The sequence below is a fragment of the Micromonospora sp. U21 genome, assembly GCF_018070045.1.
Lineage (GTDB): Bacteria > Actinomycetota > Actinomycetes > Mycobacteriales > Micromonosporaceae > Micromonospora.
Map to the genome: position 1 here is coordinate 332,326 of NZ_JAGPYK010000005.1, position 23,767 is coordinate 356,092.

Below are 23,767 nucleotides of genomic sequence, written 5' to 3' on the forward strand. Positions count from 1 at the left end.
AGCGGAGCGCCGTGGTCGCGAACGGAAGGCAGCAACGATGACCAGGGAATGGACCTTCCCGGCCTCCTTCGCGCAGGAGCGCGTGTGGACGGCCAACCAGCTCGACCCGGGCTCGCCGGTCTACAACGTCTCGGCCCCGTGGCGGTTCCCGGCCGGCGTCACCGCGGCCCAGACCGTCGAGGTGCTCGGTCAGGTGGTCGCCCGGCACGAGTCGCTGCGTACGCACCTGCGGATGGTGGACGGCGCGCTGGTGCAGGTGGTTCGCGCCGCCGAGCCGCTGGAGCTGCCCGTGCTGGACCTGGCCAGGCTGCCCGACGACGAGCAGGTGCGCCGCCACGCCGAGACAATGACCGAGCTGGCCCGTACCCCGATCCCGCTGGACGCCCCGCCACCGTGGCGGGCCCGGCTGGTCCGCTTCTCCGGCGATCAGCTGGGGTTGCAGTTCGTGGTGCACCACGCGGTCTTCGACAGCCACTCCGCGGTGCTCTTCAGCGCCGAGTTGGCCGCGTTCAGCCGGGCCGCGCTGACCGGCGCGCCCGCCGACGTGCCCGAGCTGCCCATCCAGTACGCCGACTTCGCCGTCTGGCAGCGTGACCAGCTCACCGGTGACGAGCTGGCACGGCAGCTCGCCTTCTGGCGCGACCACCTGGCGGGCGCGCCGGCGGTGACCGGCCTGCCGCTGGACCGGCCGCGCCCCACCCAGCTCGGCTTCGCCGGCGACGAGGTGCGTTTCGATCTTCCCGACGGGCTGCTGGACCGGGTCGGGCAGCTCGCCGCCGGCACCTCGGCCACCCCGTACATGGTGCTGCTGGCGACCTTCGCCGCGCTGCTGTCCCGGATCTCCGGCGACCCCGAGGTGGTGGTCGGCGTCTCCACCGCCGGCCGGGACACGGCCGAGCTGACCCCGCTGATCGGCATGTTCGTCAACCCGGTCGCGCTGCGCTGCGACCTGACCGGCGACCCGAGTGTCACCGAGCTGCTCGGCCGGGTCCGTGCCGGCCTGGTGGACGCGATGGAGCACGGGCAGACGCCGTTCCAGCGGATCGTCGAGGCGGTCTCCCCGAACCGTGACCCGTCGGTGCAGCCGGTGTTCCAGACCGCGCTGAACTTCATCCCGGACTCCGGCCTGGACCCGGTGCCGCTGGGCACCACCAAGGACGACCTGGCCTTCGACATCACCGGCGGCACCAGCCGACTGGTCTACCGCACCGACCTGTTCGACCGGGCCACCGCCGAGTCGGTCGTGGCCCGCTACCTGCGGTTGCTCGCCGCCGCCGTCGCCGACCCGGCGACGCGGCTGTCCGCGCTGCCCCTGCTCGACGACGCCGAACGCGACGTGCTGCTGACCTGGACCGGCGCCGGCGGTGAGGTGGCCCCGGCCACCCTGGTCGCCGAGGTGGAGCGGCAGGCCGCCGCCACCCCGGCCGCGGTCGCGCTGGTCTGCGACGGGGTGCACCTGAGCTACGCCGAGCTGGCCGCCCGGGCCAACCGGCTGGCCCGGCTGCTGGTCGACCGCGGCGCCGGCCCGGAGACCCCGGTCGCGCTGCTGCTGCCCCGATCGGTGGAGCTGGTGGTGGCCATCCTCGCGGTGCTCAAGGCCGGCGCGGCGTACCTGCCGGTGGACACCGGCTACCCGGCGAACCGGATCGGCTACCTGCTGGCCGACGCGGAGCCGGCGCTGGTGCTGGCCACCCCGCAGACGGCGGCGCTGGCTCCGACGGACGCGCTGGTGCTCGGGCCGACGACCGCCGTGGACCTGGACGACGCCGACCTGACCGACGACGACCGGCGGGCGCCGCTGCGCCCGGAGCACCCGGCGTACCTGCTCTACACCTCCGGCTCCACCGGCCGACCCAAGGGGGTGCTGGTCGAGCACCGCGCGGTCACCGCCTACCTGGCCTGGGCCCGGGGCACCTACCCGGGGCTGGCCGGCACCGCCCTGCTGCACTCGCCGGTCTCGTTCGACCTGACCGTGACCGGGCTGCTCGGCCCGCTCACCGCCGGCGGCACGGTCCGGCTGGCCGGCATCGACACGCCGGCGGCCCGCGCCGGTGGCCCGCCCACCTTCCTCAAGGTCACCCCCAGCCACCTGCCGCTGCTCGATGACGCCCTGTCACCCACCACCGACCTGGTGATCGGTGGCGAGGCGCTGGCCGGTGAGCAGCTGACCGGTTGGCGGGCGGCCCACCCCGAGGTGGCCGTGATCAACGAGTACGGCCCGACCGAGGCGACCGTCGGCTGCGTGGCGGCCCGGATCGCCCCCGGGCAGCCGGTGCCCGCCGGGCCGGTGCCGATCGGCCAGCCCACCTGGACGACCCGGGTCCACCTGCTCGACGCCGCGCTGACCCCGGTGCCACCGGGCGTGGTCGGTGAGCTGTACGTCGCCGGGTCGCAACTGGCCCGGGGCTACCTGCGCCGGCCGGCGCTCACCGCCGAGCGCTTCCTGCCCTGCCCGTACGGGCCGGCGGGGGAGCGGATGTACCGCACCGGTGACCTGGCCCGCTGGCGTGCCGACGGGACGCTGGAGTACCTGGGCCGCCGGGACAACCAGGTCAAGGTCCGGGGCATGCGGATCGAACTGGGCGAGATCGAGTCGGTGCTGCGCGCCCGCCCGGACGTGGACGAGGCGGCGGTCGTGGTCCGTGTCGACACCGGCGAGCCGACGCTGGTCGGCTACCTGGTCGGCCGGGCCGACGAGGCGGCGCTCGCCGCCGACCTGGCCCTTGAGCTGCCCGCGCACCTCGTGCCCAGCGCGCTCGTCCGGTTGGACGCGCTGCCGCTGACCCCGAACGGCAAGTTGGACACCGCTGCGCTACCGGCCCCGGCCGCCGTCACCTCCGACGGCTTCCTCGCCCCGCGCACCGACGCCGAGGCCCTGGTCGCCGAGGTCTACGCCGAGATCCTCCAGTTGGAGAAGGTCGGCGCGCTCGACGACTTCTTCGCCCTCGGCGGCAACTCGCTGCGCGGCATGCGGGCGATGGCCCGCATCCGCGCCGAGGTGGACGTGGCGTTGCCGATGCGGGCGCTGTTCAGCAGCCCGGTGGTGGCCGACCTGGCCGCCCAGATCGAGCAGCGGATCGCCGCCGAGTTCGACGAGCTCTCCGAAACCGAGGTCGCCGCGTTGCTGGCGGCGGAGAAGGACACCCCGACATGACCGACGTGAAGGACCCGGCCCGCGACGCCGCCCGACAGGCGCTGATCGCCCAACGGCTGCGGCGCCGGTCGGGCGGTACCCCCGCCGCACGGATCACACCCCGCCCGCCGGACGCCGAGGTGCCGCTGTCGTACGCCCAGGAGCGGGTCTGGTTCATGGATCAGCTCGCCCCCGGCGAGGCGGCGTACCACATCGCGGTGCCGCTGCGGGTGCGCGGCCCGCTCGATGTCGCGGCGCTGCGCCGCGCGCTGGCCGACCTGACCCGGCGGCACGAGTCGCTGCGCACCCGGTTCCCGGCCGATTCCGACGGTCGGCCCACCGTGGTGCTCGACGACGCGGTCGAGGTGCCGCTGACGGTGGTCGACGCCGCCGACGAGGCCGCCGCGCAGGCGCTGGTCGACGAGGCCGCCGCGGAGCCGTTCGATCTGGCAAACGGGCCGCTGCTGCGCGCTCTGCTGGTCCGCCTGGCGCCGACCGAGCACGTGCTCTTCCTCGGCCAGCACCACATCGTCGGCGACGGCTGGTCGGTGGACGTGCTGCTGCGCGACCTGATCGCCCGCTACCGCGACGGGGAGCTGCCCGCCCTGCCGGTGCAGTACGGCGACTTCGCCGTCTGGGAGGCGCGGGAGCTGGCCGGGCCGGGCGCCCGCCGGCACCTGGACTGGTGGAAGGGTCGGCTGGCCGGGATCGCGCCTCTGGAGCTGCCGCTGGACCTGCCCCGGCCGGCCACCCAGACCTACCGGGGTGACTTCGTCGAGTTCACCCTGGACGCGGCCGCCACCGAGGGGTTGGCCGCGCTGACCCGCTCGTACGGCGGCACGCTGTTCATGACCCTGCTCGCCGCGTACCAGGTGTTCCTGGCCCGGCATGCCGGGCAGGACGACTTCGCGGTGGGCGCGTCGGTGGCCGGCCGGTCCGCGCCGGAGCTGGAGAACCTGGTCGGCATGTTCGTGAACATGCTGCCGCTGCGGGCCGAGCTGGCCGGCGACCCGACCTTCACCGAGCTGCTGGAGCGCACCCGGCGCGCCGTGCTGGACGGGCTGGAGCACGCCGAGGTGCCGTTCGCCCGGGTGGTGCACGAGCTGGGGCTGCCGCGGGACGTCAGCCGCTCACCGGTGTTCCAGGCGATGTTCGTGTTGCAGAACTACGAGATGGGCCGCTTCGCCGGGGTCGCGGACGACGCCGGGGTCGGCTTCGAGTGGCACCCGATGGAGCTGCGCGCCACCCGCTTCGACTTCGAGCTGCACGCCGTCGAGACCGGCGACGGGCTCTGGGGCAAGCTGGTCTTCAACACCGACCTGTTCACCCGGGACACCGTCGAGCGGATGGCGCACCGGCTGACCACCCTGCTGCACGCCGTGGTCGCCGCCCCGGGCCTGCCGGTCTCCGCGCTGGACCTGCTCGCCCCGGCCGAGCGGGAGCTGTTGGCCGGATGGAACGACACCGCCGGCGACTTCCCCCGTCAGCAGACCCTGCACGCCCCGATCGAGGAGCGCGCCGCCCGTACGCCGGACGCGGTGGCGCTGAGGTTTTCCGGCCGCTCCGTGACGTACGCCGAGCTGAACGCCGCGGCGAACCGGGTGGCGCACCGCCTGCGCGCTGCCGGGGCGGGCCCGGAGACCCTGGTCGGGGTCTGCGCGGAACGTTCGGTGGAGCTGGTGGCCGGCCTGCTCGGCGTGCTCAAGGCCGGCGGTGCCTACCTTCCGCTGGACCCGGAGTACCCGGCGGACCGGCTGGCCTTCATGGTCACCGACGCCGCCGCGCCGGTGGTTCTGGTGCAGGAGCACCTGCGCGACGTGCTGCCGGCGACCGACGCGAGCGTCCTCGTCCTGGACGACGAGTCGGTCTGGGCCGACCAGCCGGCGACCGGCCCGACGCCGACGGCCGGCCCGGCCAACCTGGCGTACGTCATCTACACCTCCGGCTCGACCGGTCGGCCCAAGGGCGTGCCGAACACCCACCGGGGCATCGTCAACCGCCTCGACTGGATGCAGCGCACCTACCGGCTCGGCGCCGACGACGCGGTGTTGCAGAAGACCCCGGCCAGCTTCGACGTTTCGGTCTGGGAGTTCTTCTGGCCGTTGCGCGAGGGCGCCCGGCTGGTGCTGGCCGAGCCGGGCGGCCACAAGGACGCCGGCTATCTGCGCGACCTGCTGATCTCCGAGCGGGTCACCACCGCCCACTTCGTACCGTCCATGCTCACGGTCTTCCTCGCCGAGGACGGCGTCGAGGCGGCCACCGCGCTGCGCCGGGTGATCTGCAGCGGTGAGGAGCTGCCGCTCGCCGCGGCCCGGGACTTCACCGCCCGGCTGCCCGGCTGCGGCCTGCACAACCTGTACGGCCCGACGGAGGCGGCGATCGACGTCAGCGCCTGGGCGTGTGACCCGGCTCTGCTGGCGGAGCTGACCAGCGTGCCGATCGGTGCGCCGATCAGCAACCTGCGCCTGCACGTGCTGGACGCCCGGGGCAACCCCTGCCCGGTCGGCGTCGCGGGCGAGCTGCACATCGGCGGCGTCGGTCTGGCCCGCGGCTACCACCGCCGGCCGGCGCTGACCGCCGAGCGGTTCGTGCCGGACCCGTTCGCCGCCGAGCCGGGCGCGCGGCTGTACCGCACGGGCGACCTGGCCCGCTGGCGCGTCGCGCCGGGCGGTTCGCCGGGCGGTGTGCTGGAGTTCCTCGGGCGGATCGACCACCAGGTCAAGCTGCGGGGGCTGCGCATCGAGCTGGGCGAGATCGAGAGCGCGTTGCGCGCCCAGCCCGGGGTGACCGAGGCCGTGGTGCTGGTGCGCGAGGACACCCCCGGCGACAAGCGGCTCACCGGATACCTGGTCGGCGCGGCCGAGCACGACATGGTCAAGGCGGCGCTGAAGGAGACCCTGCCGGAGTACATGGTGCCGGCGGCGTTCGTCACCCTGGACGCGCTGCCGCTGACCCCGAACGGCAAGCTGGACCGAAAGGCGCTGCCCGCTCCGGTGGTCACCCGCGCCGCGTCGGTGGCGCTGGTGGAGCCGCGCGACGACACCGAGCGGCTGCTCGCCGGCATCTGGTCCGACGTGCTCGGGGTGGACACCCTCGGCATCGACGACGACTTCTTCGACCTGGGTGGGCACTCGATGCTCGCCACCCAGGTGGTGGCCCGGATCCGCAAGGCCGAGCACGGTGGACGGCCGGTCGGCGTGATGGACCTGTTCCAGCAGCGGACCATCCGCGACCTGGCCACGTTCATGTCCGGCGGCGGGGAGAGCGACGGGCCGCGCCGGCTGCTCTACGAGCTGACCAAGCCGATCCCGGCGGCGCAGCGGGTCATCTCGTACGTCTGCGTGCCGTACGGCGGCGGCAGCGCGATCGTCTACCAGCCCCTCGCGGACGCGCTGCCGGCCGGGCACGCGCTCTGGTCGCTGGCCATCCCCGGGCACGACGTGGGGCTCACCGAGGACGCGCTGCCCTTCGACGAGCTGACCACCCGCGTCGCCGAGGAGATCCTGGAGCGCGTCGAGGGCCCTCTCGCCCTGTACGGGCACTGCGGCGTCGGCAGCGCCATCGTCGCCGAGGTGGCCCGCAAGGTGGAGGCCGCCGGCCGGGAGCTGACCGCGCTCTACATCGGCGCGATGTTCCCGTTCGCCCGCCCGAAGGGTCTCTTCGCGGCGGTCCGCACCCGGCTGGAGAAGCTGCGCAGCAACAAGCACTACGCGAGCTGGCTCAAGTCGATGGGGGTGGACACCGACGAACTGGACCCGGAGCAGGCGGACCGGATCATCAGCAACATGCGCGCCGACTCCCGAGCCTCCGAGGAGTACTTCACCGACCTGCTCGACCGGCGCGCGGTGAAGCTGCGCGCCCCGATCATCTCGGTGGTCGGCTCGGAGGACCCGGTCACCGACTACCACGCCGAGCGGTACGCCGAGTGGCAGTTCCTCAGCGACCGGCTGGCGCTGGTCGTCCTCGACCAGGCCGGGCACTTCTTCCTCAAGTACCGGGCCGAGGAGCTGGCCGAGATCGTCACCCGGGTGCACCCGGCGTTCGTCGCCGGTGACGTCTCCGCGCTGACCGCCCAGGCACGCGGCGAGGACGCCGGTTGGGCGGTGGCCGACACCAAGGGCGTGGACGCCCTCGCCGGCCCGGACCAGCCGGTGGTCCGGCCGAGCATGGCCCGGTTCGTGGCGGTCACCGCCGGGCAGCTCGTCTCCACCACCGGCTCCGCGCTGACCGCGTTCGCGCTGCCGATCTGGCTGTTCACCCGCACCGGATCGGTGGCCAACCTGGGCCTGCTCTGGGCCCTCGCGCTGGTCTGCGGGGTACTGATGCTGCCGGTCGCGGGCGCGATCACCGACCGGGTCAGCCGGCGGAAGATCATGATGATCGCCAGTTGCAGCGCCGGCTCGGTCCAGCTGATCCTGGCCGCGCTGCTCTGGAGCGGCAACCTGGCGCTCTGGCACATCTACGCCCTGGTGGCGCTGAGTCAGGTGGCCGGGTCGTTCCAGCGGATCGCGTTCCAGTCGGCCGTGCCGCAGCTGGTGCCCAAGCGCTACCTGGGCCACGCGATGGGCATCACCCAGCTCTCCAGCGGCTTCGCCATGCTGCTCATGCCGGTCTTCGCCGCGGGTCTGCTGGCCGCCATCGACCTCAAGGGCATCCTGCTGCTGGACGTGGTCAGCTACGTGGTCGCGGTGGTGACCCTGTCGGTGGTCCGCTTCCCCGACCTGCTCGGCTGGCGGCCGAAGGAGCGACTGATGGTGGCCATCGCCAACGGGTTGCGCTACTCGTGGCGGCACCGCGGCTTCCGCCTGATGCTGGGCTACTTCGCGCTGGGCAACATCTTCCTGGCCCCGGCGCTGGTGCTCACCACCCCGCTGGTGCTTTCCTTCGGCAGCGCCACGCAGGTGGCCCAGGTCGCTCTCGCCGAGGCGGTCGGTGCGGTGGCCGGCGGCGTACTCATGTCGCTCTGGGGCGGGCCCCGGCGCCGGCGCATGATCGGCGTGCTGATCGGCAACCTCGGCACCGCGCTCGGCTGCGTCCTGATCGGCCTGGACGCGTCCGTCGCGATGATCTGCGTCGGCGCGTTCTGGCTGGCCATGTCGATGACCACGGCGCAGTCCATCTACGCCACCATCGTCCAGGTCAAGGTGCCGCAGCGCTTCCACGGCCGCGTGTTCAGCCTCAACCAGACCATCTCCTGGTCGACGCTGCCGATCGGCTTCGCGTTGCTCGCTCCGGGGGCCACCGCGCTGTTCGAGCCGATGCTCGCCCCGGGCGGGACGCTCGCCGGGTCGGTCGGCGCGGTGATCGGCACCGGTCCGGGCCGGGGCATCGGGTTCGCGTACGTCTGCTTCGGCGCGGCGCTGATCCTGATCACCCTGGTCGGCTTCTCGATCCGGCTGCTGCGCCGCTTCGACCTGGAGGTGCCGGACTCGCTGCCCGACGACCTGATCGGCGCGCAGGAGCGGGAACGCCGGCGGGCCGCCCGCGCCGTACAGCGCGAGGAGGAGCGGGTGCCGGTCGGAGTGTGACGGGGTGCGGGTGCCACCGCGGTGCCGCACGGCACCGCGGTGGCACCCGCCGCGTACGGGACCATCTTGGGGATTGGCCGGACCTGTCGAGCTGCGCCGTGGTACGAGTGCTCGGTGAATCCTGATGGTCGCCGCCGGCCGGGCACCAGCCCGACACGGCGTGACCGGCTGGCGGCGCGTGCGAAGGCGACCGCTGCTCGGGTTCGGGGTCGAGGTGGCCGGGCGGGACGGCTGCGGCTGAGTCAGTTGGAAGTCGCCCTGGTGATCTCGGTGCAGGCCGGGCTCGCCGCAGCTCTGGCCTGGTCGATAGGTCACGATCTGCTGGGCAACCCCGCGCCGATCTTCGCCCCCTCCGCCGCGGTGGGCACGATCGTCGCCTCACTCGGGCAGCGTGCCCACCGCACGGTCGAACTGCTGCTCGGAGTCGGGCTCGGCATCGCCACCACCGACCTCCTGCTGTCGTTTCTGGGCACCGGGTTTCGGCAGACCGGATTCGTCGTCGGATGCGCCATCGTCGCCACACTGGTGCTGTTCGGGCGCAGCGGGGCAGCCGTCGGCCAGGCCGGCGGTACGGCGGTGCTGCTCGCGACCCTGGCACCAGGTCAGCAGGACCTGGAATGGCCGCGAATCGTGGAGGCGATGGTCGGCGGAGTGGTGGGCCTCGTGGTGGTCGCGTTGCTGGTGCCGCTGAACCCGATGCGGATCCTCGACCGTGACGCGGCCCCGATCTTCCACTGCCTCGCCCGTCAGCTGCGGGAGGTTTCCGCCGCGCTGACGACTGGCGATCAGCAGCGGGCGGTGCGCGCGTTGGACACCCTACGTGGCATGGGACCGGACCTCGACCGGATGCACCAGGCCCTCAGCGGCGCCGAGGAGGTGATCAGCCTCGCGCCGGCCCGCTGGCTGCGCCGTCAGGATGTGGAGCGATTCGCGCGCGCGAGCCAGCAGGTGGAACGGGTCATCGAGCACAGTCGGGGAGTGGCCCGCCGGTCAGCGCTGGCCTTGCAGTACAACGAACCGGTTCCCCCCGACCTGGCCGGCAGCGTCGGACAACTCGCCGACGCTGTCGAGCTGCTGCGCCGTGAGCATCGCGCCGGGCGCCCCACCGAGAGGACCCTCCACGCGGTACGCGCCGCCGCCTACCGGGCCGGCCGGGCGCGCGCCCAGGGGATCGACGAGTTCGGGGACGCGGTGGTGACCCAGGTGCGTACCGCCGCCAGCGACCTCCTTCGCGCCACCGGTTGTGACGCGACAAGGGCGAACGAAGAGGTACGCGATGCGGTGCAGCAGGGCGAGGACTCTGTTCGGGCGGGTGGTACGCGTGAATGAGTCCGCCTGGCAGCGCCAGGTGGGCCGCGAGGGGAGGTGATCCGGGCGGCGGGTCACACCGTCACCCGTCGGGGTGCGACCGGCCGGCGCCGACGGACCGGGGCGGGCGGAGCCGCGGGCCGGCGCACGCCCTCGGGCATCAGGTACAGCTCGCGGCGGGCTACCGCGTCGCCGTTCGGGGCCAACTCGTAGCACTCGATCCACAGCCAACCCGCATAGGTCTGCCGGTCGGCCAGCACGCGGATCACGCGGACCGTGACCGCCCGGACGAACTGCGGGCTCGCGTCCCGGGTCAGGCGCAGCATGTCACCGGATTGGATCGTCCGTGCCGGCACCGTTGCACCCCGGCTCGTGGGCCCCGGATCGGGCGGCTTCGGTGTGTGCGGCACGGCTTCCCCTCGCATCCGGTGATGGAATGGGGGCCCGGCCTCGGTGCTCGCCGTCGGGTCGACCGGGCCCCCGCTACGGACGCGCACGCCGGGCTCCTGTCGCCTCCACCGCTCGCGCCGTCTACTCAGCACCCTGCCGAGGGTTGCTTGACAATCACACAGCGTTAGATGATTTCTTCGGTACGTTCCATTTGCTCCCGAAGGGACGCGGGCATGAACCATGCATTCGTCGCGGCGCTCGCCGAGGCGTGCGAGACGGCCGAGAGTCTGGCCGGCCGCATCGGTCTGCACCCGAAGACCGTCGCCCGGTGGGCAAACCCGGGGCGCATCCCGCAGACCCGCCACCGTGCCGAGGTAGCAAAGATCCTCCGAAAGGACGTGATGGACCTATGGCCGGACGTGCTCAACCGCCGGGAGCCGGTGTGGTTCCGACCGTGGGTCGACATCGAGCGCGAGGCGGTCGCGCTGCGGGCCTTCCAGCTCGCCTGGGTGCCGGGCCTGCTCCAGACCGAGGCGTACGCACGAGCCACGCTCGCTTGGGAGGCGCTGATCCCAGCCGAGATAGACCAGTTGGTCGCGGCGCGCATCGATCGGCAGGCAATCCTCACCCGTGAGCGCGGGCCCCTGTTCGTCGCGGTGCTCGACGAGGGAATCATCCGCCGTCCGGTCGCCGGTGGCCGGGCGCTCATGGCTGCCCAGCTCGCCCACCTCGTGGCCTGTGCCGACCTGCCGAGCGTTCAGCTCCACGTCGTGCCGAGCGAGGCGGCAGCCTACCCGGGGCTGAACGGGCCGTTCACGCTTGCCGAACTGCAGGACGGGACACGAGTGGCGCATGTGGACAGCCAGGCGCAAGCGCAGATCGTCGACCAGGCATCGGAAATTGCTACGCTGGAGCGACGGTGGGAACGCATCCGGGGCGAGGCCCTTCCCCGCGGGCGGTCCCTGGACCTCCTGAAAGAAGCGGCAGCCTCATGGACATGACCGGCGCCCGGTGGCGCAAGAGCACCAAGAGCGGTAGCAACGGCGGCGACTGTGTAGAAGTCGCGGACAATCTGCCCGGTGTCGTCCTGGTCCGGGACACGAAGAACCGCGACGGCGGCACCCTGGCCTTCGGCTCGACGGCGTGGCGGGCATTCGTCACTCACGTCGTAGAGCGGTCGTAACCGGACACGACGCACCCGAAGCGCCTGTACGGGCGCTGGACGGCGCGGGCACGAGGACGGCCACCGTACGTCGGACACGCCCTCTGCCTCCCGAAACTTGTCCGGATGATCGCGGCGCGCTACGCGACAACAGTGCAGCCATGGGCCGGACGCGACATGATGAGCGGCGTGACTTCCTCCCTCGACACCCTGCCGAAGATCGGTGCACCAGCGACGCGAGCCTTGAACAACGCTGGTTACCCGGCCCTGCGTGACCTTGTAGGGGTGCCACGCGACGAGCTGGCCAAGCTGCACGGCATGGGGCCGAAAGCGCTCGACATCATCCAGAGTGCGCTCAAGCAGCACAGCCTGAGCCTGGGTTAGAAACTCAACGTCACCTGATCCTTCAGCTGGTCTGGTGAACGAGTCCGCGCTGATGGTGCGGGCGCTCTCGCAAGTACGGGCGTGGCACGATCTCGCAATGGCCACCTACGACGTCGCGCTCGTGCTGCTGGTCGATTCCTCAGGCGCGGTGCTTCTGCAGCATCGCGATGAGGACGCCGCCGCCTCGCCGAACCAGTGGAGCCTGCCAGGCGGCCACATCGAGCCCGGCGAGTCGCCTGAGGACGCAGCCCGTCGCGAACTGCTGGAAGAGACGGGCTTGACGGCGGATGAGCTGGAGCCGCTGTGGAGTGGTCTGCGTCCGTATGAGCCCGGCTTCCCGCACACGGTGACGGTGCACGCGTTCGGTGGCACCACGAGGGCGCGGCAGCAGGACGTGGTCCTTGGCGAGGGACAAGCCATGGTGTTCGTACCCCGAGGTGAGGTATTCGACCGTGAGCTGGCGGTCTCCTCCGCGGTGGTCCTGTCTTCGCATCTCAAAGGCAGACGCGTTTCGTCGCTCGATTGAGCGCCGATCGCGGGCGGGGGAAGGTGTCCGATCAGGGTGAAGCTCACCGCCGGGGGGCCGCAGACCGCCAAGCCAGGCAGCCGTATCCGCGCGCACCGCCCGGCCGGGGTTCACCGGTGGCGGGCCCGTTCCTGTGCCAACGGGTGCCATACCCGTGGCATCCGCAGGAACGCGACGAGACCCACCCCGCCCAGGATGTTGCCGAACGCCGACCAGACCAGCGCGCCGAGCCAGTCCCGGTAGCCGAAGGGCGCGTCACCGGCGGTGAGCGCGGCGAACATGAAGGTCGAATCCAGCACGCTGTGGAAGAGCTGTCCCCCGGCGAGCAGGGCACCGAACAGCAGCGCGGCGACCAGCCGGATGCCGAGGTTCTCCGTGGCGTGCTGCATCCGGGTCATCAGAGTGATCACCATGCCGGCGAGTACGGCCAGGGCGAATGAGCGCAGATTGACCCCGAGCTGCGCGTAGTGGGCGCCGGTGCTGATCGCGGTGTCCCGCAGTTCCGGGTAGCCGCTGGTGATCAGCCAGGCGACCAGCCAGCCGCCGAGCAGGTTGCCGGCGAGCGCGACGGACCAGAGCCGGACCAGGGCCCGGAAACGGCCGTGCCGGGCGGCCACTGCGGTCACCGGTACCAGGAAATTCTCGGTGAACAGTTCGCTGCGGGCCAGCAGCAGCGCGGCGAAGCCAATGCCGAAGGCCGCACCGGCCAGCAGCGGCTCACCGGTGACCTGGTCAACGAGCAGGTACGCCAGCACCCCGGTGCCGACGTCGACGCCGCCGAGCAGGGCCGTGACTATCAGGGACGGCCATGGCCGGGCCAGGCGGACGGTGCCTTCCTCGACGATCCGGCCGAAGGCCTCCTCGAGTTCCGGCTCGGGGCGGGTGGGCGTGGCGACCCGGTGCCGACGCTCCTCACGCATGTCGGCGTGTTCCCCCTAGCCCGGCCGTTACGCTTGGCTCCGAGTCGCCGTGCGGGCAGCCTGTGAGCAGGCTTGGCCGCACGAACCCCGGGCATTCGTCGCCGCGGATGTGCTTCGCGCGCCCAACGGGCTGGAGCCGCTACCGCCCGGGTAGCCCGGGTCCGTGCAAGATCCGCACCGCCATCCAGATCTCGTTGAGCAGCAGCCCGCCGTTGTAGCGCAACTGCACAGCGACCTGCCGCGCGATAGCCGGGACCGTCCGCAGTCACCCGCACAGCCGCCCACCCGATCTGGACTACAAGATCATTGGATTCCCGAAAAGTGGACCTGAACAACTCGCGCGCCCGCCGTCCGGACCTACCTGTCAGACGGCAGGTTGCACCTTGATCATCCGCGATCCTTTACCTCGACGGGACAGTGACCGGACCACGGCGTACCCGAAGCGCCCGACCTTATGAGCGGGGCGGGCGCTTCGTCACTGCGCTCGGAACGCCCTGGCTCAGGCGTCGGCCTCGGGTAGCTCCTCCGGCTCGGCGACCCAGCCGGAGAAGACCGGCACCCCGTGCCAAGGCCCGGTCGCGCCGTCGGCCCGCTTGTCGGTGGCGAGCGCGACCACCGCGTACGGGTGGCCGAAGCGCAGTTCGGCGGTGCGCGCGACGCCCTCCGGCGGCATGCTGGTCAGCTCGAACATCCCGGTCACCGCAGCCGCCTCGAAGCCGTACCGGCCGAACCGGGCCATCGCCGCCTGCCGGGCCTCGAAGTCCTGCACCGGCAGGGCCAGCGCCGTCGCCACCGCCGCCGACGCGGCCGGGAAGCCGAGCGCCGGCGCGCTCAGGTCGTGCTCGCTGCGGGCCGACCAGCAGGGGAGCGCCGCCATGTGCCGTTCCTCGCGGCCGTCGCGGGCCCGGGTGCGTACCCGTTCCTCGCGCAGTGTCCACAGGGAAGTGTCGCCGAGCGGCAGGTCGAACAGCGAGCGGCGGCCGGGCGGTTCCGCGCTGTCGGCCGCGCCGGCGCTGAGCTGGTACGCGGCGGCCAGCACCTCGGCCGGCGGCACGTGCGGCTCGGCGGCCACCGAGAGGACCACCAGCCCCGCGCCGTCGGCCGCCTGGGCGGGCGCGGCGTGCACGATCACGTCACCGGCCCGCGCGGTCGAGACGATGGCGCCCCGGTGGCCGCGGCGCGGGCTGCACAGCACCCGGCGCAGCCGGCCCGCCCAGGCGCTGCCGGGGCCGAGCGCCCCGGCGTCGGCGATCTCGAACGGGTCCGCCCAGGAGATCCGGGTCGCCAGCGCGCTGGCCAGGGCCAGCACCACGTCCGGCCCGACCCGCAGCGGGAACCTCTCGATCAGGCCGAGGGTGTGCTCACGCGCCCAGGCGTCCAACCCGGCCTGGTCGGGCAGCGGGCCGACCTCGGTCGTCGCGGGCAGGGCGGCCTGCCAGTCGGACGGCCCGCCGTCGCCCTGACCCGGCCGGTGCCAGAGCGCGGTGGCGGACGCGACCAGCGGGTGCGGCGCGTCCAGCAGCGCGCGGGCGACCTCGGCCGCGCTGGTCAGGTCGGTGCCGAGGGCCTCCGCCAGCCCGTCGGCCGCCGGGCGGTTCGCCGCGACGGGGTCGGTGGCGGTGGTGGCGCTGAGCGCGAGCAGCAGCCAGGCGCCGAGCGGGGAGGCGACGTGGTGCCGGTCGCCGATCGTGGCGTGCAGCCGTGCGGCGTATCCGGAGAGCGGCCCGTGCAGATCCGTCGTCATCCCCCCACTCTGCCCGCCCTCGCGCGCTCCGGCATCCTCGCCGGCCCGGCTCACGACCACAGCTCGAACGGCTCGTCGATCTCCTCGCCGGCCAGGAAGGGCGTGATCAGCCGGGAGAGCTGGCCGGGGTAGAAGCGGGCCGAGCTGGCCACCACCTCGGGCAGCGGCCACCAACGGAAGCCGAAGTAGTCCTCCAGCTCGTAGTCGAGCCGGTCCGTCTCGTCCACGTCCGGACCCGGGCCGTCCAGCCGTACCGCGACGACCACCTCATCCTGGACGTGGCGCAACTGACGGTGCAGGAAGCTCGCCCGCCGACGCCAGGCCGGCGCGCCCACCTGGTCGGCGGTGACCGCGATGCCGGTCTCCTCGCGCAGCTCCCGCACCGCCGTGTCGTGGTACGTCTCCCCGGGGTCCATGCCGCCGCCGGGCAGCTCCCACCAGGTGCCCAGCCGGGGATGGTCCGGGTCGCGCGTGTGGAACAGCAACACCCGGTCGGTGTCGTCCAGGACCACCACCCGCACCGCGCGTCGCTCCAGGACCGGCAGGTCGCGCGGCAGCTCAATCATCGGTTCACCAGGGTGTACGCCCCGGCGGAACCGAGCGCCGTCGCCGTCCCGTGGAGAGTCCTGGTACGCACCTCAATGGTCACTGCGAGCACCTCCGCGTCGTCCCGCTGCCGGGCACCAGTCTGCCGCAGCGCCGCCCGCCCAGGCGGCCGGCGCGGGGACCGGTAGGCTGCCCGCCGTGGCTGGTCTGTTGAGGAACGTGGCGACGCGCATCTCCCGGGTGGGCGCGGTGATTCCGTCCCCGCGACGTACCGGGCCGGCCCCGGCGCAGGTGGCTCGCCGTCGCCAGGTGAGCGCGTTGCAGCGGCGCGAGCTGACCTACGCCCCGGAGCGGGACGGCCAGGCCGACCCCGGGGAGATCGTCTGGACCTGGGTGCCGTACGAGGACGACCCCCGGCAGGGCAAGGACCGGCCCGTGCTGGTCGTCGGACGGCACAGCCGGACGCTGTTCGGGTTGATGCTGTCCAGCCAGAGCGAGCGGCACGGGCAGCGGCACTGGTTCGCGCTCGGGCCCGGTGAGTGGGACCGGGACAACCGGCCGAGCTGGGTCCGTCTCGACCGGGTGCTCACCATGCGCGAGGACAGCATCCGCCGCGAGGGCGCCGTGCTGGACCGGCCCCGGTTCGACCGGGTCGGGCAGGCCCTGCGCGCGGGCTACGGCTGGCGCTGACCGCACCGGCTCGCTCACGCGGTGGGCCGTCAGGCCGGGTCGCGGCTCGGACCGACCCCGGCGCCCCCCGTGCCCGGCGGCGGGTACGGCTGCTCGGCGAGTAGCCGGGCCAGGTGTGCGCTGTTGAGTGCCAACGCCTTCGTGGTCCGGCCGGTGGTGTCGGGCTTGGGGCCGGCGTCGCGGTAGTCCACCGTGTGCAGCGCCTCGCCGACCCAGTAGGTCGTGCCGGCGGCGGCGCAGGTGAACCCGACCTCGTTGAGGGCCTGCTGCACCTGACCGATGGTGTGGTGCGCGCCGTCCTCGTTGCCGACGACGGCGACACCTGCGACCTTGCCGTACGTCAGGTGCCGGCCCTCGGCGTCGGTCTCGGAGAGCTCGGCGTCGAGGCGTTCGAGGACCATCTTGCAGACGCTGGAGGGCTGGCCGAGCCAGATCGGCGTCGCGATGATGAGAATCTGGGCCGACAGGAGCTTTGCCCGGATGTCGGGCCACCCGTCCCCGTCGCCCTCGTCCGTCGACACCCCGAACCGTACGTCGTGGTCGACCACCCGGACCAGGTCGCCGTCCACCCCCTGCTCGGCCAACTCGGCGAGTACCTCCCGCGCGAGCTGGTCCGAACTGGACGGGGCCGGCGACGGCTTGAGGGTGCAGTTGAGCGCGAGGGCGCGAATGCTCGCCACGGGGGTTCCTCTCCGCCGTCGATCAAGGTGACCGCCACCCCGTACCCCGCGCGCCGGGTGCCGAACCACACCAAGTTCGGGCTCTCCGGTGCGAAGGGCTTGACGGCGTCTTCCGAGGCGGTATATTCAACCCAACGGTTTATAAGCCAGATGGTTGAGAGCGACACATGACAACAGATCCAGCCAGTGCCGTGTTCGCCGCCCTCGCCGATCCGACCCGCCGGGCCATCCTGGCCCGGCTGGCGACCGGTGCGGCGACGGTCAACGAGTTGGCGGAGCCGTTCCCGATCAGCGTTCAGGCGATCTCCAAGCACCTCAACGTGCTGGAGCGAGCCGGGTTGATCGTGCGGACCCGCGAGGCGCAGTGGCGTCGCTGCCGGCTCGATCCGGCCCCGCTGCGCACGCTGGCCGAATGGGTCGAGCAGTACCGCCGGCTCTGGGACGACCGTTACGACACATTGGACGACTACCTGCGCGACCTGAAGGAGAACAGCCGTGAACAAGCCCAGTGACCTCGTCATCGACATGCCGTCCGATCGGGAGATCACCCTCACCCGTTCCTTCGACGCCCCGCGCGAGCTGGTCTACGCCGCGCACAGCCAGGCCGAGCACCTGAAGCACTGGTGGGGGCGGGGCAACCCGGTGGAGATCGAGATCGACTTCCGGGAGGGCGGCAGCTACCGCAACGTCGAACACGCCGACGACGGCAACGACTACGCCTTCCGCGGTGAGTTCCGGGAGATCGTCGTACCGGAGCGGATCGTGCAGACGTTCGAGTACGAGGGCATGCCCGGCCAGGTGGCGGTGGAGACGCTGGTCTTCACCGAGCGCGACGGACGCACCACCGTCACCAGCACCACCCGGTTCGACACCACCGAGCAGCGCGACGGCATGGCCGAGTCCGGCATGGCGCAGGGCGCAGCCGAGTCGTACGCCGCACTGGACCGGCACCTCGCCACCCTGCGCTGACCAGGGACGCGCCACCCGGGCCGCGACCGGTAAATCCGGTGGGCCGGGTGGCGCACCCGGTGGCATGGTGTGCCCGTGCTCGAAGACGCGACACAGCAGGTGGCCGGCTGGGTCCGTGCGGATTTCGGCCTCGACCTGACCCTCTTGGACGAGGTGACCCACGGCGCCGACCAGCGCGCCCGACTGTGGCGGGCGCACGCCGCCGACGGCACCCGGTACGCGGTCAAACTGAGCGGTGGCGGCACTCCGGCCGGCCTGGTCGTGACGGCGCACCTGGCCGGACAGGGGGTGCCGGGCATCCCCGCGCCCCTGCGGACCGGCGACGGGCGGCTGCACGGCGATCACGGCGGCCGCCGCCTCTCGGTGGTGCCGTGGGTCGCCGACCAGCGGGCGCTCGACGGCCCGATGACCGAGGCCCACTGGCGCGCGTACGGCGAACTGCTGGCCGCGGTGCACGCGGTGCCGGTGACCGACGAGCTGGTGCGGCTGCTGCCGCCCGGCGGCGCGGCGTACCCGGCGATCGTGGCCGCGACCCGCGCGACGGCTGAGCGGTTGCGCGATCCCGGCCCGGCCGACCCCGCCGGTCCGCCGGTCGCCGAGCTGGCGGCCGTCTGGGCCGCGGTGGCCGACCGGGTGTCCACACTGGCCGGTGAGGTCGAGCGCCTCGTCTCCGGCCAGCGCGACCGGCCGGTGGTGGTCTGCCACGGCGACCCGCACCTGGGCAACCTGCTGCTCGGCCCGGACGGTCAGGTCTGGCTGATCGACTGGGACGACGCGGTGCTCGCCCCGCCCGAGTGCGACCTGATGTTCCTCACCGACGGGGTGCTCGCCTTCGCGCCGGTCACCGCCGAGCAGCAGGTGGCCGCCCTCGCCGGCTACGGCCGCGTCGACATCGACCCGACCCGCCTGGCCTGGTTCCTCGCGGTCCGTGCGCTCGACGATCTCACCGACTGGACCCGTCAGGCGCTGGATCCCGACGCCGACGTGGCCGACCGGGCGAGGGCGGCCCGGATCGTGCGGGGACTGGTGTCGCCGGTCGGTCTGGTCACGCTCGCCGACACCGCGCTGGGCGACCTCGGCCGGCCTCGTTGAGCGCGGGCCCCGGCCGCCGGGACGTGGCCTTGGACGCCGGAGCGGTCAGCACTCGGCGAGGCGGACGCTGTCCACGAGCTGGCGCGGCGATCGGCTGCCGCCGAGGCTCTTCGCCTGGTACATGGCCGCGTCGGCGCGGCTGAGCGCATCGGTGAGCTGGGCCGGGCCGGTCACCGGTGCGAGCCCGACGGAGGCGGTCACCTGGACGCTGACCCCGCTCAGCCGGATCGGGGCGGCGACGGTCTCGCTGAGCCGCCGGGCGGCGTGCTCGATCCAGCGCCGGTCGATGGTCGGGCTGGCCAGCAGCCCGGCGAACTCGTCCCCGCCGAGGCGGGCGACGAGGTTGTCCCCGGCGAAGCCGGCCAGCCGCTCGGCCACGCTGATCAGCACCTGGTCGCCGGCGGCGTGCCCGTACCGGTCGTTGATCTGCTTGAAGTCGTCCAGGTCGAGCACGATGGCGATCAGCGGCTGCCCGGCCGCGTCGGTGAGCAGGGCGGCCGCGAGGTGGTAGAAGGCACGCCGGTTGGGCAGCCCGGTGAGCGGGTCGTGGCTGGCGGCGTGCCGTTCGGCGGCGAGCTCGGCCTGGAGGTGCCCGATCTCGGCCTCGGCGCGCAGCGCCCGCCGCCGTAGTTGCCAGGAGGAGAGCAGCGCGCCGGCGGCGCAGATGCCGGAGGCGACACTCATCGGATCCGGCACGAACCCTCCCATCGCCGCGATCGCCTCCAGCCATCGACCGACACGGCTCGCGCGCCGCGTCGGCCCGGTTTCCCCTCATCGATGCCCATGCCAGGTAACTCAATGTGAACGGATAGGCACCGATCTTGTGCGTTATCATGCTCGCCGTCCGGTGCAGATGCAATAGCAGATGCACGTGCAGCACCGTCCGATGTCGATACCGCACCCCTCGCCGTCACCGCTCCTCCCACGGCCACCGGCGGGCTCGTGAGCAGAAAGACGCCCTCATGCAGCAGCCACCGAATGGCGTTCCGATCCAGCAGTTGCCACCGCTGAGCTGGCAGAAGAGTCGTCGCAGCAACCCCAGCGGCAACTGTGTCGAACTCGCCGAACTGCCCGGGGGAGCCGGCATCGCGCTCCGCAACTCGCGACATCCGGAGGGGCCGGCGTTGATCTACACCGTGGATGAGATCGCCGCCTTCGTGCTCGGCGCGCGGGACGGCGACTTCGACCATCTGATCAACTGAGCGGTCCCCGTGGACCATCCCGGTGACGGGACTGATCTACCGGTCCGGGGGAGTTCACCTCACTGTCGGTCCATGGCATGCTTACACGTCGGCCGGGCCAGGGTGCCCGACCACGCTGGTCGGTATCCGGAGGTCCGCACGTGACGATGGTTCCCGCCGAGGGCGGCCCGACAAGCGGGCCAACCGTGCTGCGCATGCTGCTCGGAGCCCAACTGCGCCGGCTGCGGGAGTCCGGCGGCGTGACCCGGGAGGGTGCCGGCTGGGAGATCCGGGCCTCCGAATCCAAGATCAGTCGGATGGAGCTGGGCCGGGTCGGCTTCAAGGAACGCGACGTGGCGGACCTGCTCACTCTGTACGGCGTCACCGACGAGCAGGAGCGCGAGGCGCTGCTCAAGCTCGCTCGGGACGCCAACAGCCCCGGTTGGTGGCACCGCTATGGCGACGTCCTGCCCACCTGGTTCCAGTCCTACCTGGGGCTCGAGGCGGCGGCGGCGCTGATCCGCACCTACGAGGTGCAGTTCGTCCCCGGCCTCCTGCAGACCCGTGAGTACGCCCGCGCGGTCGTGCTGCTCGGGCACGGCGCGGCCGGTCCGGCCGAGCTCGACCGACGGGTCGCCCTGCGGATGCAGCGCCAGCAGCTGCTCCACCGGGAGCACCCGCCGCAGCTCTGGGCGGTGGTGGACGAGGCGGCGCTGCGCCGCCCGATCGGCGGTGCCGAGGTGATGCGCGGTCAGCTCACCGCCCTCATCGAGGCGACCAAGTCGCCGAACGTCCGCCTCCAGGTCATCCCGTTCGCCGCCGGTGGCCACGCGGCCGCCGGTGGCGCGTTCACCATCCTGCGCTTCGGTGACCAGGAACTGCCCGACATCGTCTACATCGAACAACTCACCAGCGCCATCTACCTGGACAAGCGCGACGACCTGGATTATTACGCGGTGGCCATGGAACGGCTCTGCGTCGAGGCGGAGCCGCCGGAGCGCACCCCGGAGATCCTCGGACGCCTGCTGGAGGACCTCTACCCAGCGTGACCGCCGGCCGGGGCGGCGCCTGCGGGCGCCGTGGCCTCGACCGGTGCGCATCTTTTGGCTCGCCCCGCCGCGGTCGGGGCCGGGCCGACGCCTGGTATTGACGGCCGCCGGCCGGTCCCGCTAGTCTCTGTATCGATACAGACTGGATCGATGCAGAGGGGTGCCGGTGAAGCCAACCCTGCAAGCCGTGGCGGACGCCGTCGGCGTCTCCCGCAGCACGGTGTCCAACGCCTACAGCCGCCCCGACCAGCTCTCCGCCGCGCTGCGCGAGCGGATCCTCGGCGCCGCCCGGCAGCTCGGCTACCCGGGGCCCAACCCCACCGCCCGCTCCCTGCGCCGCGGTTTCGTCGGCTCGATCGGGGTGCTGTTCACCTCGCAACTGTCGTACGCCTTCACCGACCCGTTCGCGGTCCGCTTTCTCGCCGGCGTGGGCGAGGCCGCCGAGCGGCACGGCACCAGCATGCTGCTGGTGCCGCTGTCACGGGCGGAGCCCGACGCGCGTCGCGCGGTGGAGAACGCCGCGGTCGACGGTTTCTGCGTCTACTGCGTCGCCGACGAGGAGTGGGCGTTGGAGGTGATTCGGGCCCGCGGGCTGCCGTACGTCAGCACGGCCGCCCGCGACGACGCCGGCCTCGACGAGCGGTTCGTCGGCATCGACGAGCGGGCCGCGGCACGCAGCGTGGCCACGCACGTCGCCGGCCTCGGCCACCGCCGGGTGGCCCTGCTCGCCGACTCCGTGCTGCCCGACGCACCGGCCGGCCCGCTCGCCCTCTCCGGGGTCGACCAGGTGCCGCACCCGACCACCCACGGCCGGCTCGCGGGGTTCGCCGACGCGTTCGCCGACGTCGGCGTCGGCTGGGCCGAGCTGACCCTGGTCAACGCCCCGGACAACAGTCGCCAGGCCGCGGCGGCTGCCGTCGCCGGGCTGTTCGACCGGCCCACGCCGCCGACCGCCGTGCTGGCCGGCTCCGACGTGCTCGCCCTCGGTGTGCTGGACGTGCTGGCCGAGCGACCGGCTGGCAACCGCCCACCGGTCTCGGTGACCGGCTTCGACGACGTCCCCGAGGCCGCCTCGGCCGGCCTCACCACCGTCCGGCAACCGGCCGAGGAAAAGGGCCGGATCGCCGCCGAACTGCTGCTCGACCCACCCGCGGACGCCGCGGCCGGTCATGTGCTGCTGCCCACCGCACTCGTCGTCCGGACCTCCACCGGACCTGTCCCAAGGAGTTGACCATGGAACACCCCACCGGATACCTCACCGCCCTCGACGCGATGAACCGACACGTCAACTCGGCCCGACCGAACGCACCGGTCCAGGTCGAGCGAGCCCGCCCGGCGCTGCTCGCCCCGACCCGGCAGGCCACCGCGCTCGCCCTGCGCCGGCTCGCCGACCGGATCCAGCCGCGACCGCTGCCCACCGTGCCCCGCTGCTCGTAACCCTCGGAGGCACCGGCCGACACCGCCGGCCCGGCTCCCGGCCCACCCCACCGGCAATTTTGGCACGCCCGGGAGGAAAAGGTCGGGACCGGGCACGCTGGGTGGTCGAGCGCGACACAGCAAGGCAGACTGGTGAGGCCATGTCGCCGTTCATGCCCACTCTCCGTCTCCACGACCGCTACGTACTGCACGAGCGGATCGGTCTCGGTGGCATGTCCGAGGTGTGGCGAGCCGACGACGAGGTGCTCGGCCGGCCGGTCGCCGTCAAGGTGCTCGCCGGGCAGCTCGCCACCGATCCGCAGCTGCGGGCCACGATCCAGCGCGAGGCCCGCGCGGCGGCCCGGCTCACCCACCCGCACGTGACCCAGGTGTACGACTACGCCGAGGCGACCCTGGCCAGCGGCGCCGTGGTGCCGTACCTGGTGATGGAGCTGGTCGAGGGGCACAACCTGGCCGACCGGCTGCGGACCGGGCCACTGCCCTGGCCGGAGGCGGTGCGGGTGGCCGGGCAGATCGCCGCCGCGCTGGCCGCCGCGCACCGGATCGGCGTCGTGCACCGCGACGTCAAGCCCGGCAACGTCATGCTCACCGACACCGGTGCCAAGGTGCTCGACTTCGGCATCGCCGCGCTCGGCGGCCCGCACCATCCGCTCGGCGGTCAGGCGGGTGAGCCGCTGATGGGCACCCCGGCCTACTTCGCCCCGGAGCGGCTGACCGCCGGCCCGCCCGACCCGGCCAGCGACGTGTACGCCCTCGGCGCGCTGCTCTACCGCACCCTCACCGGGCAGGCGCCGCTGCCCGTGCAGAGCTGGGAGGACGCGCTGGAGGTGCACCGGCGGGGCACCCCGGTGCCGCCGTTGCGGGTGCCCGGCCTGCCGACCGGCATCGCCGAACTGACCGTCGCCTGCCTGGCTGCCAACCCGGCCCGCCGACCGACCGCCGCGCAACTGGCCACCCGGTTCGGTGCCGGCCAGCCGGTCGAGCCGCCCACCGAGCTGCTGCGCATCCTGCCGGCCGCCCAGTCGGCC

General features: G+C 72.9%; 22 protein-coding genes. 16 read left to right on the forward strand and 6 right to left on the reverse strand.

Annotation, left to right across the window (positions count from 1 at the left end; translation table 11 throughout):
* Window positions 1–37 precede the first annotated feature (37 nt).
* From KBX63_RS09490 to KBX63_RS09500, 3 genes are all read left to right on the forward strand, one after another.
* Complete coding sequence (locus KBX63_RS09490; RefSeq protein ID WP_210910598.1) at window positions 38–3,154, forward strand: non-ribosomal peptide synthetase; 3,117 nt, start codon at window positions 38–40, stop codon at window positions 3,152–3,154.
* The gene (locus KBX63_RS09495) at window positions 3,151–8,661 is read left to right on the forward strand and encodes a non-ribosomal peptide synthetase/MFS transporter (RefSeq protein WP_210910599.1); all 5,511 of its coding nucleotides are present in this window, start codon (window positions 3,151–3,153) and stop codon (window positions 8,659–8,661) included. The genes KBX63_RS09490 and KBX63_RS09495 overlap by 4 nt, the downstream gene beginning before the upstream one ends.
* A 246-nt stretch (window positions 8,662–8,907) precedes the next feature.
* The gene (locus KBX63_RS09500; protein ID WP_247661978.1) at window positions 8,908–9,990 is read left to right on the forward strand and encodes an aromatic acid exporter family protein; all 1,083 of its coding nucleotides are present in this window, start codon (window positions 8,908–8,910) and stop codon (window positions 9,988–9,990) included.
* A gap of 53 nt (window positions 9,991–10,043) precedes the next feature.
* Here KBX63_RS09500 and KBX63_RS09505 read toward each other — a convergent pair whose 3' ends face one another.
* On the reverse strand, window positions 10,044–10,325 hold the full coding sequence (locus tag KBX63_RS09505; protein ID WP_307871661.1) for a hypothetical protein: 282 nt from the start codon (window positions 10,323–10,325) through the stop codon (window positions 10,044–10,046).
* A gap of 267 nt (window positions 10,326–10,592) precedes the next feature.
* Here KBX63_RS09505 and KBX63_RS09510 point away from each other — a divergent pair, with 267 nt between their 5' ends.
* The 4 genes from KBX63_RS09510 (at window position 10,593) to KBX63_RS09525 (ending at window position 12,431) form a co-directional block, all read left to right on the forward strand.
* The gene (locus tag KBX63_RS09510) at window positions 10,593–11,360 is read left to right on the forward strand and encodes a DUF5753 domain-containing protein (protein WP_210910600.1); all 768 of its coding nucleotides are present in this window, start codon (window positions 10,593–10,595) and stop codon (window positions 11,358–11,360) included.
* A complete protein-coding gene (locus KBX63_RS09515) occupies window positions 11,351–11,542 on the forward strand; it encodes a DUF397 domain-containing protein (protein ID WP_210910601.1) in 192 nt (63 codons plus the stop codon). The genes KBX63_RS09510 and KBX63_RS09515 overlap by 10 nt, the downstream gene beginning before the upstream one ends.
* A gap of 105 nt (window positions 11,543–11,647) precedes the next feature.
* Complete coding sequence (locus KBX63_RS09520) at window positions 11,648–11,905, forward strand: helix-hairpin-helix domain-containing protein (RefSeq protein WP_247661979.1); 258 nt, start codon at window positions 11,648–11,650, stop codon at window positions 11,903–11,905.
* A 34-nt stretch (window positions 11,906–11,939) separates the two neighbouring features.
* Window positions 11,940–12,431 (forward strand): NUDIX domain-containing protein, encoded by a 492-nt coding sequence (locus tag KBX63_RS09525; RefSeq protein WP_307871662.1) that lies wholly within the window; start codon window positions 11,940–11,942, stop codon window positions 12,429–12,431.
* A gap of 110 nt (window positions 12,432–12,541) precedes the next feature.
* On the opposite strand, the gene KBX63_RS09530 is transcribed toward KBX63_RS09525, so the two are convergent.
* The 3 genes from KBX63_RS09530 to KBX63_RS09540 all read right to left on the reverse strand — a co-directional run bounded on the left by KBX63_RS09530 (window position 12,542) and on the right by KBX63_RS09540 (window position 15,661).
* Window positions 12,542–13,351, reverse strand: a complete 810-nt coding sequence (locus KBX63_RS09530; RefSeq protein WP_210910602.1) for a formate/nitrite transporter family protein — start codon at window positions 13,349–13,351, stop codon at window positions 12,542–12,544.
* 499 nt (window positions 13,352–13,850) lie between these two features.
* The gene (locus tag KBX63_RS09535) at window positions 13,851–15,095 is read right to left on the reverse strand and encodes a hypothetical protein (RefSeq protein ID WP_210910603.1); all 1,245 of its coding nucleotides are present in this window, start codon (window positions 15,093–15,095) and stop codon (window positions 13,851–13,853) included.
* A 50-nt stretch (window positions 15,096–15,145) separates the two neighbouring features.
* Complete coding sequence (locus KBX63_RS09540) at window positions 15,146–15,661, reverse strand: NUDIX hydrolase (RefSeq protein WP_210910604.1); 516 nt, start codon at window positions 15,659–15,661, stop codon at window positions 15,146–15,148.
* 178 nt (window positions 15,662–15,839) lie between these two features.
* Here KBX63_RS09540 and KBX63_RS09545 point away from each other — a divergent pair, with 178 nt between their 5' ends.
* Window positions 15,840–16,331, forward strand: coding sequence for a type II toxin-antitoxin system PemK/MazF family toxin (locus KBX63_RS09545; protein ID WP_210910605.1), 492 nt, complete (start codon window positions 15,840–15,842; stop codon window positions 16,329–16,331).
* A 29-nt stretch (window positions 16,332–16,360) separates the two neighbouring features.
* Here KBX63_RS09545 and KBX63_RS09550 read toward each other — a convergent pair whose 3' ends face one another.
* Window positions 16,361–17,011: an NAD(P)H-dependent oxidoreductase gene (locus KBX63_RS09550; RefSeq protein ID WP_210910606.1), complete on the reverse strand. Its 651-nt coding sequence runs from the start codon at window positions 17,009–17,011 to the stop codon at window positions 16,361–16,363.
* A 167-nt stretch (window positions 17,012–17,178) separates the two neighbouring features.
* Here KBX63_RS09550 and KBX63_RS09555 point away from each other — a divergent pair, with 167 nt between their 5' ends.
* From KBX63_RS09555 to KBX63_RS09565, 3 genes are all read left to right on the forward strand, one after another.
* The gene (locus tag KBX63_RS09555) at window positions 17,179–17,523 is read left to right on the forward strand and encodes a helix-turn-helix transcriptional regulator (RefSeq protein ID WP_210910607.1); all 345 of its coding nucleotides are present in this window, start codon (window positions 17,179–17,181) and stop codon (window positions 17,521–17,523) included.
* Window positions 17,507–17,980, forward strand: coding sequence for an SRPBCC family protein (locus tag KBX63_RS09560; RefSeq protein ID WP_210910608.1), 474 nt, complete (start codon window positions 17,507–17,509; stop codon window positions 17,978–17,980). The genes KBX63_RS09555 and KBX63_RS09560 overlap by 17 nt, the downstream gene beginning before the upstream one ends.
* Before the next feature lie 75 nt (window positions 17,981–18,055).
* Window positions 18,056–19,072 carry a phosphotransferase enzyme family protein gene (locus tag KBX63_RS09565; protein WP_210910609.1) on the forward strand — a complete coding sequence of 339 codons (1,017 nt, stop codon included), beginning with the start codon at window positions 18,056–18,058 and terminating at the stop codon, window positions 19,070–19,072.
* Between the two features lie 45 nt (window positions 19,073–19,117).
* On the opposite strand, the gene KBX63_RS09570 is transcribed toward KBX63_RS09565, so the two are convergent.
* Window positions 19,118–19,768: a GGDEF domain-containing protein gene (locus tag KBX63_RS09570; RefSeq protein WP_210910610.1), complete on the reverse strand. Its 651-nt coding sequence runs from the start codon at window positions 19,766–19,768 to the stop codon at window positions 19,118–19,120.
* Window positions 19,769–20,034: 266 nt separating this feature from the next.
* On the opposite strand from KBX63_RS09570, the gene KBX63_RS09575 reads away from it, so the two are divergent.
* The 5 genes from KBX63_RS09575 to KBX63_RS09595 all read left to right on the forward strand — a co-directional run.
* Window positions 20,035–20,274, forward strand: coding sequence for a DUF397 domain-containing protein (locus KBX63_RS09575; RefSeq protein ID WP_210910611.1), 240 nt, complete (start codon window positions 20,035–20,037; stop codon window positions 20,272–20,274).
* Window positions 20,275–20,420: 146 nt separating this feature from the next.
* Window positions 20,421–21,302 carry a helix-turn-helix transcriptional regulator gene (locus KBX63_RS09580; protein WP_247662040.1) on the forward strand — a complete coding sequence of 294 codons (882 nt, stop codon included), beginning with the start codon at window positions 20,421–20,423 and terminating at the stop codon, window positions 21,300–21,302.
* A 166-nt stretch (window positions 21,303–21,468) separates the two neighbouring features.
* Entirely contained in the window at window positions 21,469–22,533 is a 1,065-nt protein-coding gene (locus KBX63_RS09585; RefSeq protein WP_210910613.1) for a LacI family DNA-binding transcriptional regulator, read from the forward strand.
* A gap of 2 nt (window positions 22,534–22,535) precedes the next feature.
* Window positions 22,536–22,739, forward strand: a complete 204-nt coding sequence (locus tag KBX63_RS09590; protein WP_247661981.1) for a hypothetical protein — start codon at window positions 22,536–22,538, stop codon at window positions 22,737–22,739.
* Between the two features lie 140 nt (window positions 22,740–22,879).
* Window positions 22,880–23,767 (forward strand): serine/threonine-protein kinase (locus KBX63_RS09595; protein WP_210910615.1); only part of this gene is annotated, 888 nt, incomplete at its 3' end.